This is a genomic window from uncultured Metabacillus sp. (assembly GCF_947503125.1).
GTDB lineage: Bacteria > Bacillota > Bacilli > Bacillales > Bacillaceae > Metabacillus.
On sequence record NZ_CANNCR010000005.1, the window covers coordinates 153,331 to 168,807 of the forward strand.

The 15,477-nt window shown below is 37.8% G+C and carries 16 protein-coding genes; all 16 read right to left on the minus strand.

Features of this window, described 5'->3' with window-relative positions:
* Window positions 1-75 precede the first annotated feature (75 nt).
* Window positions 76-549, minus strand: a complete 474-nt coding sequence (gene greA, locus Q1B07_RS06265) for a transcription elongation factor GreA (protein ID WP_046590556.1) — start codon at window positions 547-549, stop codon at window positions 76-78.
* 326 nt (window positions 550-875) lie between these two features.
* The gene (udk, locus tag Q1B07_RS06270) at window positions 876-1,511 is read right to left on the minus strand and encodes a uridine kinase (protein ID WP_299087673.1); all 636 of its coding nucleotides are present in this window, start codon (window positions 1,509-1,511) and stop codon (window positions 876-878) included.
* A gap of 4 nt (window positions 1,512-1,515) precedes the next feature.
* Window positions 1,516-2,784 (minus strand): U32 family peptidase, encoded by a 1,269-nt coding sequence (locus Q1B07_RS06275; protein WP_299087670.1) that lies wholly within the window; start codon window positions 2,782-2,784, stop codon window positions 1,516-1,518.
* Window positions 2,785-2,827: 43 nt separating this feature from the next.
* Entirely contained in the window at window positions 2,828-3,757 is a 930-nt protein-coding gene (locus Q1B07_RS06280) for a peptidase U32 family protein (protein ID WP_299087668.1), read from the minus strand.
* 10 nt (window positions 3,758-3,767) lie between these two features.
* A complete protein-coding gene (locus Q1B07_RS06285; protein WP_299087666.1) occupies window positions 3,768-4,412 on the minus strand; it encodes an O-methyltransferase in 645 nt (214 codons plus the stop codon).
* A gap of 207 nt (window positions 4,413-4,619) precedes the next feature.
* Complete coding sequence (gene mltG, locus Q1B07_RS06290) at window positions 4,620-5,750, minus strand: endolytic transglycosylase MltG (RefSeq protein WP_299087664.1); 1,131 nt, start codon at window positions 5,748-5,750, stop codon at window positions 4,620-4,622.
* A 274-nt stretch (window positions 5,751-6,024) separates the two neighbouring features.
* Window positions 6,025-6,321 (minus strand): DUF1292 domain-containing protein, encoded by a 297-nt coding sequence (locus tag Q1B07_RS06295; RefSeq protein ID WP_299087662.1) that lies wholly within the window; start codon window positions 6,319-6,321, stop codon window positions 6,025-6,027.
* Between the two features lie 20 nt (window positions 6,322-6,341).
* Window positions 6,342-6,758, minus strand: a complete 417-nt coding sequence (gene ruvX, locus Q1B07_RS06300) for a Holliday junction resolvase RuvX (protein WP_299087660.1) — start codon at window positions 6,756-6,758, stop codon at window positions 6,342-6,344.
* Window positions 6,759-6,859: 101 nt separating this feature from the next.
* Entirely contained in the window at window positions 6,860-7,120 is a 261-nt protein-coding gene (locus Q1B07_RS06305) for an IreB family regulatory phosphoprotein (RefSeq protein ID WP_299087658.1), read from the minus strand.
* Between the two features lie 77 nt (window positions 7,121-7,197).
* Window positions 7,198-9,837 (minus strand): alanine--tRNA ligase, encoded by a 2,640-nt coding sequence (gene alaS / locus Q1B07_RS06310; protein WP_299087655.1) that lies wholly within the window; start codon window positions 9,835-9,837, stop codon window positions 7,198-7,200.
* 532 nt (window positions 9,838-10,369) lie between these two features.
* Window positions 10,370-11,431: an AI-2E family transporter gene (locus Q1B07_RS06315; protein WP_299087652.1), complete on the minus strand. Its 1,062-nt coding sequence runs from the start codon at window positions 11,429-11,431 to the stop codon at window positions 10,370-10,372.
* 108 nt (window positions 11,432-11,539) lie between these two features.
* Window positions 11,540-11,671, minus strand: coding sequence for a YrzQ family protein (locus tag Q1B07_RS06320; RefSeq protein WP_299087650.1), 132 nt, complete (start codon window positions 11,669-11,671; stop codon window positions 11,540-11,542).
* Window positions 11,672-11,685: 14 nt separating this feature from the next.
* Window positions 11,686-11,877: a hypothetical protein gene (locus tag Q1B07_RS06325; protein WP_299087648.1), complete on the minus strand. Its 192-nt coding sequence runs from the start codon at window positions 11,875-11,877 to the stop codon at window positions 11,686-11,688.
* A 16-nt stretch (window positions 11,878-11,893) separates the two neighbouring features.
* Window positions 11,894-12,373: a PRC-barrel domain-containing protein gene (locus tag Q1B07_RS06330; protein WP_299087646.1), complete on the minus strand. Its 480-nt coding sequence runs from the start codon at window positions 12,371-12,373 to the stop codon at window positions 11,894-11,896.
* A 38-nt stretch (window positions 12,374-12,411) separates the two neighbouring features.
* Window positions 12,412-14,772: an ATP-dependent RecD-like DNA helicase gene (locus tag Q1B07_RS06335; protein WP_299087644.1), complete on the minus strand. Its 2,361-nt coding sequence runs from the start codon at window positions 14,770-14,772 to the stop codon at window positions 12,412-12,414.
* Window positions 14,773-14,805: 33 nt separating this feature from the next.
* Window positions 14,806-15,462, minus strand: a complete 657-nt coding sequence (locus Q1B07_RS06340) for a tetratricopeptide repeat protein (RefSeq protein ID WP_299087642.1) — start codon at window positions 15,460-15,462, stop codon at window positions 14,806-14,808.
* Window positions 15,463-15,477: the final 15 nt, after the last annotated feature.

The following is a 15,477-nucleotide window of genomic DNA, read 5'->3' on the forward strand; positions in this document are numbered from 1 at the left end:
TTTAAAATTTCCTAAGCAGTAAAAAAAACACCTCGTCATCAGTTTCGACGAGGTGTTTCCTATATAAACCTGTTTTTAGCTAATTTTCACAATTTTCACTAGCATTTCTCCACCAGGAGTTTGCACGGTAACTTCTTCCCCTACTTTACGGCCAAGCAAGCTTTTGGCAATTGGAGAGTCGTTTGAAATCTTCCCTTCAAATGGATCTGCTTCAGCACTTCCTACAATTGTATAGGTTTCTTCATCACCATCTGGAAGTTCTGTAAATGTAACCGTTCTTCCTAATGATACTGAGCTTGTATCTGCTTCACCTTCAATAATTTTTGCATTGCGAATCATATTTTCAATTGTCGTAATACGACCTTCAACAAATGCTTGCTCTTCTTTAGCTGAATCGTACTCAGAGTTCTCTGAGAGATCGCCGAAGCTGCGGGCAATTTTTATTCTTTCAACCACTTCTTTACGTTTAACCGTTTTCAAATATTCAAGCTCCTGCTCGAGCTTTTCTTTTCCTTCCTTTGTCATAGGAAAAACTTTTTCTTGTGCCATGTTTGTTCCACTCCTTCTAGTAGACTGTTCCCCGTCGTTTTTTTCAATTTTGTCGCGTTGTACTTTTTCTTGATAAGAGATTACTTTATAAGTATGTATACATGAAGCTTATTGCCTCATATCGAAAAATGTATGCATAATAAAACATACTCTTATTCTCATTTGTGACCATTGATAAGAAATGCGTTGATTTGCTTAAGGTTCAAGCAGATTGTATGAAAAAAGCAAGGGCAATAGTTTGCCCTTAGCTTTGACTTTAGACATGCCCTAAGAAATTTAATCTTATACATAATATGATCACAGTACTCTTTATCTATGCTATGTTATTACAAAATCGCATTTAGTTCAAGAATTGTTTGAATTTTTGTCACCATTAAATCAATGGCAACGTGATTTTGGCCGCCCTCGGGTATAATGATATCTGCATAACGTTTTGTCGGTTCAATAAATTGATTATGCATTGGTCTAACAACAGAAATGTATTGATCAATAACAGAATCAATGGAACGGCCGCGTTCTTTAATGTCCCTTTGGATACGCCTGATGATCCTGATATCTGCATCAGTATCAACAAATAGTTTAATATCCATTAGATCACGTAGACGCTCATCTTCTAAAATTAAAATACCTTCTAAAATTATAACATCTTTCGGCTCAACAACAATAACATCTTCAGATCTTGTATGCAATTTGTAATCATATACCGGTTTTTCGATTGATTGGTGATTGAGCAATGCTTTTAAATGGTCGATCAACAAATCATTATCAAATGCCAAAGGATGATCATAATTTGTATTTAGTCTTTGCTCAAAGGGTAAATGAATTTGATCTTTATAATAAAAATCTTGCTCAAGCATTAAGATTGAATGCCCTTTAAAGTGTTCGTAAATTGATTTTGTTACACTTGTCTTACCTGAACCAGAGCCTCCGGCCACTCCGATTACAACGGGTCTCTTCCCCATTTACTTAGAACCCCTTTCGCATCATGTTGTTACTAAAAACTGGTTTTCCCACTTTAAATTTAACGATTTGGAGCGGGTGGCGGGCTGCATCGAGCTCATTTCCTTTTTCATCCCATATCTTTTCAATTGTTTGAGTGAAGTTATTAATTTCAGGACCAAAGAATTCAACTGTATCACCAGGCTGAAAATAGTTTCGTTGCTGCAAGGTTACGATTTGTGTTTTCTCGTTATAGTCTAATACAAGGCCTGCAAAATCATAAGGAGTTTTTTTAGAATGGCTGCCGAACATTTGCTGCTTATACCCTGGAACACCTTCAAAAAACGCAGAAGCTGTTTCACGGTTCGCACACTTGTCCAATTCCTTTAACCATTCAGGGTCAATCTTAAAATTGTCAGGATCAGCACAATAAGCATCAATCACTTTACGATACACACTTACAACTGTCGCGATATAATGAATGGATTTCATTCTGCCTTCGATCTTCAAGCTATCGATCCCAAGCTCAATCATTTTTGGGATGGATTCAATTAAATTCAAATCCTTTGGACTCATAGCAAATGGCGCATCTTTTTCGTCAAAAAGGGCAACCTCTTCGTTATTCTCAAGCTTAAATAAATCATAGTCCCAGCGGCATGATTGACAGCAGCCGCCACGATTTGAATCCCGTGCTGTCATATGGTTACTTAATGTACACCGTCCCGAATAAGCAATACACATCGCACCATGAATAAAGGCTTCAATTTCGATATCGACTTTTTCCTTCATTTCCTTTATCTCTTCAGCACTTGTTTCACGTGCTAAAACGACGCGTTCGAGGCCCTCTTCCTTCCAAAATTGCACTGCTTTCCAGTTTGAAAGTGATTGCTGTGTACTTAAATGCACCTCAAGCTTTGGAGCAACACGTCTGCATGTTTCAATGATTAAAGGGTCTGCCACAATGATACCTGTTACTCCAGCATCCTGGATTCCCATTAAATACTCCTCAAGTCCGTCCATATTTTCATTATGTGCGAAAATATTCGTTGTCACATAAATTTTCGCTCCGTATTGATTGGCAAATTTCACCCCTTCTGCCATTTCTTCTAGTGAAAAGTTGTCGGCATTGGAACGGAGGCCATATTCTTGTCCACCAATAAAAACAGCATCTGCTCCATAATGAACGGCTATTTTTAACTTTTCCAAATTCCCAGCCGGAGCTAACAACTCAGGTTTTTTCGTAATAACACGCTTTCCGTCAATAAGCTGTGAGATTTTATCAATTACTGCAGTCATGATTTTCACTCCTTCTTTCAAGACTTATGTTAATCTTTTTTCTTTAATAAACAGTTTCTTTAAAGAAAAAGCCTGTATCTAATGGACGGTTTTTCGCTTGCAGTCCTTCAATTTCTTCTAATAAATTATCTTTGATTTTTTCATATTCTTCACTGTTAGAAGTGTAAAGATCGATTGCTTTACGGTATCTTTTTGTAACCTCAAGGATATATTCTGATGTTTGAAGTACCCCATCAATTTTAAAGGAGTCGATTCCAGCATCAATCATTTCTCCAAGTTCATCAATAATGCACATATCATTTGGACTCATAATATGTGTTCCATTTACATCTTCAAATATTGGGTACTTATTATCCCTTTCAGGGTCATATAAAAACATCATGTCATTTTCATTGCGATTTTCTACTTTTAATGCTTTCCCTTGGTATTCAAAATAGTTTCCAAGTAATTTCCGTTTGGATTGGAACATGCATGTCATACCATGGACCTGAACTTCAATTTCTACTTCAGCATGTTCCTTTATTTCAACAATAGCCTCCATGCTTAACTCACGAGCAAGTACAGCACGCTTTGCACCTTTTCGTCCCCAGTAATTGCACGTATACCAGTTTGTAGCCGTTGTTTCTGTATTCCAATGGAGCTTAAGGTCTGGAGCAATTTCTCTAGCTGACATCAGTACAGCAGGATCCCCAAACACCACTGCATCTGCCTTTGCCTCTTTAAGAAACGTCAGATAGTCCCCTAATTCATCAACCATTTCATTATGAAAGATTGCATTCATTGCCACATACACTTTCTTTTGATGCTGATGCGCAATGGCAATTATCTCCCTTACTTGGTCCCTGGAAAATTCTCCGGCAAGACGGAGACCGAATTTTTGCTCACCAATTATAAAAGCATCAGCACCTGCTTCAATGAGAGGCACTATGTCCTCTATTTTTTTTGGTGTAACTAATAATTCAGGTTTTTGCATCTTCAACACCTCATTTTCGTTTTGTTACTGCAATCCCGTCGCCAACAGGAATAATTGTCGTTTCATAAGAATCTAATGTATACAGCCATTGATTAAACTCATCAAGCTTTCTTACAAGGGTTCTTTGTCTTCTTGTAGTTAACTCTGACCGATCGCGAGCAACTGTACCTTTAAACAGGACATTGTCTGTATAAATAACCCCATTTTCAGAAAGCATCGGTTCATAGATTTGAAAGAATTTTGCATACTTTGCTTTTGTTGCATCAATAAAAAGGGCATCAAATGGTGCAAACTTCTTTATGTTCTCTGATGCATTCAGAGCATCACCATATACGGTGTGAATTCGCTTATCTAAGCCCATCTTTTTAATATGTTGATTTGCTTGGTGAAAACGCTCTTCATCAAGCTCTATTGTGATAATTTCGGTATTTGGCAATTTAAGTGCCATTCGAATTGCGGAATAACCAATTGCTGTACCAATCTCTAAAATTTTTTTTGGCTGCTGCATAGAGAGAAGGAGCAGTAATACTTCAATACCTGTTTTCTCCATGATCGGTACACCATTTTGTTTAGCGAAATTCTCCATTTGCTCAACATATTGAGGCCGATCAGGTATCAAATTTTCAAGATATTCGAGCACTTCCTCGTTTACCATCATTGTCCTCCTGCATTTCGAATACTATAAACTACATATATACCTAAAAATAAGAGCCCCAAAAGGAACTCTTAGTAACTAAATAATAAAAGTAACAAATCTCGTAACAACTCGATATATTTTACCACAATAAGAAAGGGAATGCGAATAATTATTCACGTTCCCTTTTTTAATAGGCACAGTTAAATTTGCCTGTTGATTTCCACTCTAGTTGTTCGCATTGGTAATATGTTTATTTTTTTCTTTATTATGTTCTTCAAGTGTTTTCGTAAAAATGACGTCCCCTTCTTTTGTAGCTAAGAAATAGAGGAAATCAGTCTCTTCAGGAGATAAAGCAGCTGTAAACGATACCTCACCCGCATTGGCAATTGGGCCTGGAGGTAAACCTTTGTTTCGATACGTATTATAAGGAGATTCCACTTCAAGATCCTTATATAATACGCGATCCTTGTGTTCGCCTAAAGCATATAATACAGTTGGATCTGTTTGAAGAGGCATATTCTGTTCAATTCGATTATAAAAGACACTTGATATCTTTTCACGATCCGCCTTTTCCGTTGCTTCTTCCTCAATTAACGATGCCATGGTGACAAAACGATGAACACTCATCTTTTTCTCTTGCAGCTGTGGAATGTATTTAGCGACAACTTGACTCATTTTCTTAATCATCGGCTCCACTATTTCTTCAATTGTCGGTTCCTTATAATAAGGATAGGTTGCCGGATACAAATAGCCTTCAAGGGCGTATTTAACGTTTTTTCCAAAAATATCATCAGTAAGTAAGTCTGGATATTTTGCTCTCATTGACTCAATAAATGTTTTATCTGTTAGTTTTTCTAGTACTTCTTGTTCTGAAAATGCTGTATTATTGGCAATAATGGAAGCAATCTCTGTTAATTGTCTTCCTTCAGGTATGGTAATTTTAAAGGCAACTTCATTCATTAGCTTCCCTTGCTTTAAGCTTTCGATGATTTCTTCAAATGTCATGGCCTTTGTAAATTTATAATTACCAGCTTGGAAGCCTGATTCGTTCTTAAATTTAATATAATATTTAAAAACACGGGCATCTTTAATAATCTCTTTTTCTTCTAAAATGTTCGAAATGGTCGATACTGATGAGCCAATCGGTACAGTGACATTAATTTTGCTTTGATCACTTGGATCAACAGGTTGTAAAGAAGATTTAATATATAGATATCCGCCTCCGATAATACCTGAGAACGCAATAATTAAAATGATAAAAACTGTTAGAACAACTTTTCTAACAACTTTTGCTTCATTTTGTTTTTCTAGAAGCTTTTTTCGGAATAAATCCTTTTTCGAATCTCCTTCTGACATTCATATCCTCCTCTCATCCCAATATTATACTACAATGTTCTATTTGTTTCGGCAATTATTTCAGAAAAGTATGGAATTAGCATGAAAATCGCGGGAATATTAATGGAATCATTTGAAGGTTTATTATTCTCTTTAAGAGGAGGGGAAATACCATAGATATAAAAAACTAAGGGTCTGACCCTCAAACGTAATATATTGAAATAAAATTCAATATATTTATGTTTATTGAAGGGGTCTGACCCTTTTGCTAAATCATTTTTTTAAATCATAAAGCTTATGTTTGTTCTTCTTCATCAAGGAATGTGTTTAACATTTCTTCGATTAAATCCCATTCTTCATCTGTTTCAATTGGCTCAAGTTCTCCGTCTTCCCCATTAGCGTGAGGGTTAAAGCTTGATGCATGAATTTCGATTTCTTCACTGTCGTCTTCATCAGCACCTACTGGGTAATATAGTACATATGATTTATTAAATTCTTCTGATTCAAAAGTAAATAGTACTTCACAAAGTTGTTCGTTTCCATCTTCATCTATAACGGTAATTTGTTTTTCGCCATGTTCCATGTGATTCACCTCATTATTTTATTTAAACCTTAATTTAAACTATCTAAATACCCTTGCAAAATCATGACGGCAGCCATCTTATCAATCACTTGTTTCCGTTTTTTCCGGCTGACATCAGCTGAAATCAGCATTCGTTCTGCAGCCATCGTTGTTAAACGTTCATCCCAGAGAATGACAGGAACATTAAACTTCTTTTTTAAGATCTCTGCAAATCTCTGGCTTGCTTCTGCTCTTGGTCCAATGGTTCCATTCATGTTTTTCGGCATGCCGAGAACTATTTTCTCAACACGATGCTCTTCCATAATTTCAGAAAGCCTGCTCATGTTATAGTCTCGGCTTTCTTCATTTATTTTAATCGTTTCAATTCCTTGGGCCGTCCAGCCCAGCTCATCACTGACAGCTACCCCAAGGGTTTTAGAGCCTAAGTCCAATCCTAATATTTTCATATAGTCCCTCTCAATTTTTTTTGAAGGAAAAGGGATGGGGCAAGCATAATTGTTAGGCTGCCGATTCCATCCCAATCATTTCTTACATTGCTAATGCGATATCATGCTCGTTTTTGTAAGTAAGATTTTACTAACTCCTCAATCAATTCATCACGTTCAAGCTTGCGAATTAAGTTTCTTGCGTCACGATGACGTGGAATATAGGCAGGGTCACCTGAAAGCAAATAACCAACGATTTGATTAATTGGGTTGTAGCCTTTTTCTTGCAATGCATCGTAAACGGTGTAAAGAACTTCATTCACATTTGTTTCAACCGATTCATCAGAGAAATTAAATTTCATTGTTTTATCAAATGAACTCACGATTCGCACCTCTTTCTCAGATCCTTGACAAAATCTGTTTGTCCAATCTTACCTACATTTTACACTACTTTTCTTAATTATAAAACGGATTCAACCCATTCCTCGACATATTTTAGTGCCGATGTCAAGTTTTCAGGGCTTTTAGCACCAGCTTGTGCCATATCTGGACGACCGCCGCCTTTTCCTCCGCAGCGTTCTGCAACTTCCTTAATTAATTTCCCAGCATGATAGCCTTTTTCGACTAAATCCTTTGTTACCCCTGCTACAAGGTTTACTTTTCCTGCTTCTGCAGCTCCGAGAACAACAATAGCTGATCCGAGTTTACTTTTCAAGTCATCCATCATGCCTCGAAGACTATTCATATCTTTCGCATTAACTTGTGCCGCAAGCACCTTCACACCATTTACATTGATTGTCTGATCCACAATACTGCTTGCTTCAAGATTGCCTAGCTTAGCTGTTAAAGATTCGTTTTCACGTTGAAGTGTACGATAATCATGTAATAAACTATCTATTCTTGTCACTAAATCCTTAGGATTTGCTTTTAAAATCGCTGCAGCTTCTTGAAGCTTTTCCAGCTGTTCATTAATTAATTGGTAGGCTGCTTGTCCTGTAACAGCTTCTATACGTCTTGTTCCAGCACCAATACCTGTTTCAGTTACAATTTTAAATAGGCCGATTGATGCGGTATTGTCGACATGACAGCCACCACAAAGCTCCAGGCTGTAATCTCCTACTTGTACGACACGGACAATTTCTCCGTATTTTTCACCGAAAAGTGCCATAGCTCCCATTTCCTTGGCTTCATTTAGGGATTTATAATCGATAGTTACATCAATACTTTTCCAAATTTGTTCATTTACCGCTTGTTCAATGTGCGATAATTCATCCCCGCTTACCTGTCCGAAGTGGGAGAAGTCAAAGCGAAGACGATCTGCTGTTACTAAAGATCCAGCTTGATTTACATGGGATCCTAATACATCTTTTAATGCTTGATGTAATAAATGTGTAGCCGTATGATTTTTCACAACGGCATTGCGATTGTTTTCAGAAACTGTAGCTGTCACAGCATCCCCTGGCTGCAGGCTGCCGCTTTCGATGACAACATGATGAAGATTTTGTCCATTAGGTGCCTTTTGAACGTCCTTTATTTTAACGCGGACTTTTTCACTTGTCAGAAAGCCTTCATCGGCAATTTGTCCGCCGCTCTCTGCATAGAATGGAGTTTTATCCAGAATAAGCTGGACCTCGTCACCTTCATGAGCTTCTTTAATCAATTCTCCATCTTTCACCATCACGATGACAGAAGCTGCTTCTACTGTTAATTGGTTATAACCAACAAACTCACTTTCAGCCTTAATATCTCCTAGCACACCGCCCTGAACTTGCATGGAGTCTACCTTTTGCATAGCAGAACGTGCACGATCACGCTGTCTTTCCATTTCTTGTTCAAACCCATTATGATCGACCTTCATGCCTTCCTCTTCTGCATATTCCTCCGTTAATTCAACCGGGAAGCCATATGTATCATATAAACGGAAGACATCCTCGCCTGGTATAATGTCGCTGCCATTCGTTTTTTGAGCTTTGATAACCTCACTAAGGATCGCTAAGCCCTCATTCAATGTTTCGTGGAAGCGCTCTTCTTCATTTTTAATGACTTTTTGAATAAATTCTGTTTTTGCTTTCACTTCCGGATAAAAATCAACCATGATTTCCGCTACAACAGGAACAAGCTCATACATGAACGGGCGGTGTATGTTAATTTGCTTCGCATAGCGAACCGCTCTTCTTAAAAGGCGGCGCAGCACATAGCCTCTTCCTTCATTTGAAGGAAGTGCTCCGTCACTGATAGCGAAGCTTACCGTCCTAACATGATCAGCGATCACCTTAAAGGCAACATCTTTTTCTTTATTTTGATGATAAGCTTCATTTGAAATTTCTTCCGTTGCCCGGATTATTGGTAAGAATAAATCGGTATCAAAATTCGTTTCAACATTTTGAATGACTGAAACCATTCGTTCAAGCCCCATGCCTGTATCAATGTTTTTCTTAGGAAGCGGTGTATATGTACCATCAGGATTATGATTAAATTGTGAAAACACTAGATTCCAAACCTCTAAATAACGCTCGTTTTCACCGCCTGGATATAGTTCCGGGTCTTTAGGATCGTTGCCATATTCCTCACCACGATCATAAAAAATTTCTGTATTAGGTCCGCTTGGCCCTTCCCCTATATCCCAAAAGTTTCCTTCCAAGCGGATAATACGCTCCTCAGGAATACCAATTTTATTTGTCCAAATTTCAAATGCTTCTTGATCCTCAGGATGAATCGTAACAGACAATCTTTCTGGATCAAAACCAATCCATTTTTCGCTTGTTAAAAATTCCCATGCCCATTTAATTGCTTCAACCTTAAAATAATCGCCAATGGAAAAATTACCAAGCATTTCAAAGAACGTATGATGTCTAGCGGTTTTCCCAACATTTTCAATATCATTGGTACGAATCGATTTTTGTGCATTACAAATTCTTGGATTTGCAGGTATCACACGTCCATCAAAATATTTTTTTAATGTTGCAACACCACTATTGATCCATAAAAGAGTTGGATCCTCATGTGGAACTAATGATGCACTAGGTTCAACAGCATGTCCTTTCTCTTTGAAAAAATCTAAAAACATTTGACGCACTTCAGATGATTTCAGGTTTTTCATTGGAATCCTCCTTAAAATAACTAGTTTTTGGCTTTTGAATAATGCTTTACTGCCATGAAATAAGGCAGATATATTAGTAAAAATCAAAAAACCCTCAGCCTCTGTGTAAAGAATCACTCTTTCCACAGGGACGAGAGTTAACTCGCGGTACCACCCTGATTATGGACATTGAAATGCGTAAGGCGCTAATCTTTCGGCGACAAGCATAAGTCAACCCGTCTGGAAGGTTGTTTTTTAACCTTCTGGACGGATTGGCTTATGACCTCGAGCCGATGGCGCCTGAAGCTGGACACGAAGCTAACTACAAAAAACTTATCCTTCGTATCATAAGCAATAGTCCATCTCTTCATTGAACCGTAACGTGGTTTTAACGGCAGGTTTTTCTGCACTTAGGATTAGCTTCTGTTGTCCTTACTTTAGAATTTCTTACAGCCAAGGAAATTCCTCTCTAAAAAGCGGTTCCAACATACTTCGTTCCATCAATGTTTTAGCAATATTCTATCGTGAATTATAGACAAGGTGCTTGTAAATGTCAATGCTGCCTTCTAAGTTGTACAATATGAACAAGGATGACACGTAAAATAACAACAATTGGTACGGCTAGCATTAAGCCAATAACTCCTGCAATTTCTCCTCCCGCTAGTAATGCAAGCATAATAATAATCGGGTGCATATGAAGAGTTTTCCCCACAATAAATGGCCCTAGAATATTTCCTTCCAAAAACTGAAGTGAAAGAATAATGGCAATAACAAATAACACCGTTTCCGTTGACATGGTCGCAGCAATAATTAAGGCTGGAACCGCGCCAATGACTGGTCCGAAATATGGGATAATATTTGTTATTCCAATTAAAAGTCCTAAGATTAGCGGGTATCTTACCTTAAAAAACCATAATAGCAAAAAAGCTAAGCTGCCAATAATAAAGCAGACAAATAATTGGCCTCTAATATAACTTCCTAATGAATGGTCTATTTCTTTTAGAAATTGGATTGCTTCCTTTCTCCATTTTCGCGGCGTTAAATACCATGCCGCTTTTTTAACCTGCTCATAGTCTTTTAGCATATAAAATACGAGAAATGGAATAATCGCAAGTAAAAGGAGATAGTCAAAAATACCTTTTAGACTATTTATAATGTTTTCAATCATAGATGCCAGCCATTCTTCTGTTTCCTGAAACATTAAATCGATACGATCGTGAATTCCATCGGGCCAGCTATTTGTTTGCACATGAATGGAATCAATCCAATTTTTATAGGTTGTTGAAAACTGCGGGAAATTTTCTGAAAGGTCCCTAAGCTGAGTAACTAAAACTGGAATTCCCCGATAGAAACCATATCCGATTATTCCAAAAAATAAAAAATAAATGACAAGAATGGAAATGGATCTAGGAACACCTGTCTTGTGAAGTTTCTCAATGACGGGATGAAGCAAATATGTAATAAATCCGCTTATTAAAAACGGGATAAAGATTGCTTTAAACATGAGAAAAAAGGGATCCCACAGGTTATGAAGCTGAAAAAACACATAAATTGTAAGGAGCCCCAACAATAAAATAGTAATACGCACTAACCATTTTATTTGACGGTCTCTCATTCCTTCACCTTCCCTCTCTTTCATATTGTGGAAGGATGTTAGAAAATTATTCATGAGAAGGGATTCTCTGTCCAAAATAATAAAGGAGCTGGCAAGCAGCTCCTATCCTTAAAACATTTTCATAACACGCTTACGCATTTTTCTCATCGTACGATTAGATGTCATATTAGTATTTCGTGCAACATAATATGCTGCAGCACCAAGTCCTAATGAAACTAGTGAGGTTACGGTACGATTCAAGACCTATCTCCCCTTTACATGCTTATTGATCGTTCATCCTCAGAAAATAAATCATCAAGTGAGCTTAACGTTCCATCCTCTTCAACTTGATGAGTTAATATTTTTCCCTTTGAAACAGAAAGTTCAATAAAGCAGTTCCGGCAATAATATTGATTTACACCGATCTTCCCAAGGTCTTTACTTTTACAATTCGGACATGAAAACAAATGGGCACACCTCTTCTTACATTAAAAAATCGATGACGATAGCATCTTTACTGATCGTAAGTGGTTCACTTGAAGCCTTGATCACTTTTTTTCCCTCAGTAATGTCAGCAAAAAATCCATCCGTCAATTCGTATGCCTCAATTGTGCCCATTTTTTCGGAAAAATATACGTCCTCTAATAAACCAAGTCGCTCCCCTTCTTTTGTCAGCACTGATTTATAGCGAAGATCGTCATAGGTATTGTATGTGTAATTCGTTTTCATATCTTGAATCGAAAGCAGCTTGTTTTCACTCTCAACCATTACGCCATTTTCTCCAAGCGCATCGATTGACTGAATTGGAACAAAGCGGTCACGATTGAACAACCCTTTTCCTTCCATTATTAGTCCGATAATAAAGCCTTTGGGTGACAAGCATAAATCTGTCACATGACCTAATAGGTTTGCGCTACTATTACTATAAACTGGAAGCCCTTTTAGCTTTGAAAATGTCCGCAAAGAAATCTCCACCTTTCCGAACATTTTTAGATTGTGCCCTATTCCATAAAGTCATACGGTGTAACGTTTTCCATTCCGATATTTGCATCTTCAATTGGAAATGGAAGCTCTTTTTGTAATTCATCTAGTTCATTAGAACCATTTAACTTAAGCTTGAGCGTTGTTTGTCTTTCTGAGCTGTCATTATTAGAAACACTCCACTGTAACGCTTCTCTCTCCCCGCATAACACTAACGAGCGTTTGCTTCTTGTTATCGCTGTATAAATTAAGTTACGTCTAAGCATACGATAATAGCCCTTTACAATCGGCAACACAACAATCGGAAATTCACTTCCCTGAGATTTATGGATTGAGCAGCAAAATGCGTGGGTAAACTGGTTAAAGTCTTGTTTTGTATACGTTACCTCATTGCCATCGAAGGATATGACCACCATGTCTTCTTTTTCGGTATTTTCCTTTGCGTAAAAAATTGCTACGATTTCACCGATATCTCCGTTGAAAACATTGCTTTCCGGTTGGTTGACAAGCTGAAGAACTTTATCGCCCGTCCGATAAACAATATCACCAAATTTCATTTCTCTTTTTCCAGGTGTCTTAGGGTTAAAAAGCTCCTGAAGCAATTTGTTTAATTGATCAATCCCAGCTGGTCCTTTATACATAGGTGCTAATATTTGAATATCCTTTGATGTATATCCTTTTTTAATTGCACTTTTAATAACCTTTTCAACAACCTCTTTCATTTGTGACTGAGAACATTGGATAAAAGAACGGTCTGAAGTTGGCGCTGTAATATTTTGCGGCAATCTCCCCTGTTTGATATCGTGTGCAAGCTCAATGATGGAGGAACCTTCTGCTTGCCGGTAAATATCAGTTAGTCGTACAGTCGGAATTTGCTGGGATGCTAACAAATCCCGAAGCACTTGCCCGGGACCAACAGATGGAAGCTGATCTTCATCCCCTACCATGATCACCTGGATCTGTTTCGGAAGTGCTTTAAATAATTGATTGGCAATCCAGATATCAACCATTGACACCTCGTCGACAATGAGCAGCTTCCCAGCGACCGGATTTTCTTCATCATGTTCAAAGCCATCAGCGCCATTCCACTTTAATAAGCGGTGAATCGTTACAGCGGGCATGCCAGTCGCTTCACTCATCCGCTTTGCAGCACGTCCAGTCGGAGCTACGAGCAAGATTGGAAATGGTTCATCTTTTTTGTAATCGGTTGGATCAAGTGAGCAGCCATGCAAATCCGCATATAACTCGACAATCCCTTTAATAACAGTCGTTTTCCCGGTTCCTGGGCCTCCTGTTAATAGCAGCATTGGCGACATTAATGCCTTTTGTATCGCATCCTTTTGCGTCGGGGCGTATTGAACATTCATTCTTTCCTCAAGCTTTCCTAGTGAGAGCAAAAATTCAGACTCAGGAAAAAGCTCATCATATTCAGTTTGTCCCAGCACTTCTTTAATATTTTTGACCAACCCTTGTTCCGCAAAATAAAGACTTGGCAAGTATACTCTTCCATCTTCTACAATCAGTTTTTTCATCCCAGCTAGTGCCTCAATCTCAGAGACAATATCTAATTCTAAAATCGTTTCTTGCTTTGAATGATTTAGGAGCTCCATTGTTTTTTCCATGAGCTGCTCTACTGTTAGATAAACATGCCCGTCCTGAAGGGATAAGTATTCGACCAGATACAGGCATGCCGCTTTGATTCGTTCAGGGTTTTTTCCTGATATACCCAACTGTTTTCCAAGTTCATCTGCTCGTATAAAACCGATTCCTTCCACATCATGAACCAACTGATATGGATTTTCCTGAATGATGGACAATGTTTCATCTTGATAGGCTTGATAGATTTTCATCGCTAGCTGCGGGCCAAAACCAAATTGATTCAGGGCAATCATAATTTGCTCAAGGCCTTGATGTAAAACTAATGCTTCAACAAGCTGCTTCGCTTTTTCTTTATTAATTTTAGGAATATCATCTAAAATCGAAGGGTTTTGCAGGATTTTAGAGATCGCTGACTCTCCTAATTTTTCAACAATCGCTTCGGCTGTCTTTTTGCCGATCCCTTTAAAGAGATCACTTGATAAATATTGAATGATTCCTTCCTTTGTTTGTGGAATCTCCTTTCGGAAGTGCTCTGTCTGAAATTGCAGGCCGAACTTTGGGTGATTTGTAAAAGAACCAAAAAAAGTATATGTATCATCTTCATGCAGGAGAGGAAAGTAACCTGTTACGGTTATCTCTTTATCTTCGATCTTTTCACTTGTTTCATGAACTCTAACCTTTAACACAGAATATAAGTTTTGCTCATTGTGAAAAATAACAACCTTCACAAGCCCTTTTACATAACGTTCTTTTTCACCGAATAAATCAGCACTTTCCTGCATGAATTTGTTCTCCCTTCTACCTAAAATGCAGCTTTATTCTTTATTTTCAATCATAATTTTTAGTGCATGTCCAGCTAGTAAGTGATCTGGCTGGAGATTTAAAGCTTTTTCCAGCATGTCAATTGCTTTTTCCGTATTCTCTTTAAAGGCATATGCGACTCCTAAATTATAATAAGCGTCGGCATGTTCCTTATCAAGTTCAACAACTTGCTGAAATTGCTCCATTGCTTCTTCTACTAAATCAAGCTGTGCCAGGCATAAGCCGTATTGGAATCTTGCATCGCTATCATTGTCATTCAATTCAACAGCACGCTGAAAAAAAGGAAGCGCTAAGCGGTTTTGACCTATATTTAGCAAGCACATTCCAAGCATGAAATGTACATCGCCTTGATCCAATCCCATTTTCAGTGCCTTTTCATACATATTTTTCGCTTCATGGTAATTTTCTTGATTAAAATAAACATTTCCTGCACCATAATAAGCAGTTGCAGCCTCTTGATCTATTTCAATTGCCTTTTCATAAAATTTCAATGCTTTTTCAAGCTCATTTACGGCTGAAAGCAAATTTCCAAAATTAATGTAGCTTATTGGATCATTTGGATTCGCTTCAATTGCGTCAGAGAAAATTGTCGCAGCTTCCTCGAACTTACCTTGCTGCATGGCTTCGATTCCCCGTTGGTTTGCATCCATTGTCATTCCTTCTTT

Excerpts from the sequence above, each read along its gene's own strand:
- greA (WP_046590556.1), bottom strand. The coding sequence starts at position 549 with ATGGCACAAGAAAAAGTTTTTCCTATGACAAAGGAAGGAAAAGAAAAG.
- udk (WP_299087673.1), bottom strand. The coding sequence starts at position 1,511 with ATGGGGAAGAGACCCGTTGTAATCGGAGTGGCCGGAGGCTCTGGTTCA.
- Q1B07_RS06275 (WP_299087670.1), bottom strand. The coding sequence starts at position 2,784 with ATGACTGCAGTAATTGATAAAATCTCACAGCTTATTGACGGAAAGCGT.
- Q1B07_RS06280 (WP_299087668.1), bottom strand. The coding sequence starts at position 3,757 with ATGCAAAAACCTGAATTATTAGTTACACCAAAAAAAATAGAGGACATA.
- Q1B07_RS06285 (WP_299087666.1), bottom strand. The coding sequence starts at position 4,412 with ATGGTAAACGAGGAAGTGCTCGAATATCTTGAAAATTTGATACCTGAT.
- mltG (WP_299087664.1), bottom strand. The coding sequence starts at position 5,750 with ATGTCAGAAGGAGATTCGAAAAAGGATTTATTCCGAAAAAAGCTTCTA.
- ruvX (WP_299087660.1), bottom strand. The coding sequence starts at position 6,758 with ATGAAAATATTAGGATTGGACTTAGGCTCTAAAACCCTTGGGGTAGCT.
- alaS (WP_299087655.1), bottom strand. The coding sequence starts at position 9,837 with ATGAAAAACCTGAAATCATCTGAAGTGCGTCAAATGTTTTTAGATTTT.
- Q1B07_RS06315 (WP_299087652.1), bottom strand. The coding sequence starts at position 11,431 with ATGAGAGACCGTCAAATAAAATGGTTAGTGCGTATTACTATTTTATTG.
- Q1B07_RS06335 (WP_299087644.1), bottom strand. The coding sequence starts at position 14,772 with ATGCAGGAAAGTGCTGATTTATTCGGTGAAAAAGAACGTTATGTAAAA.
- Q1B07_RS06340 (WP_299087642.1), bottom strand. The coding sequence starts at position 15,462 with ATGGATGCAAACCAACGGGGAATCGAAGCCATGCAGCAAGGTAAGTTC.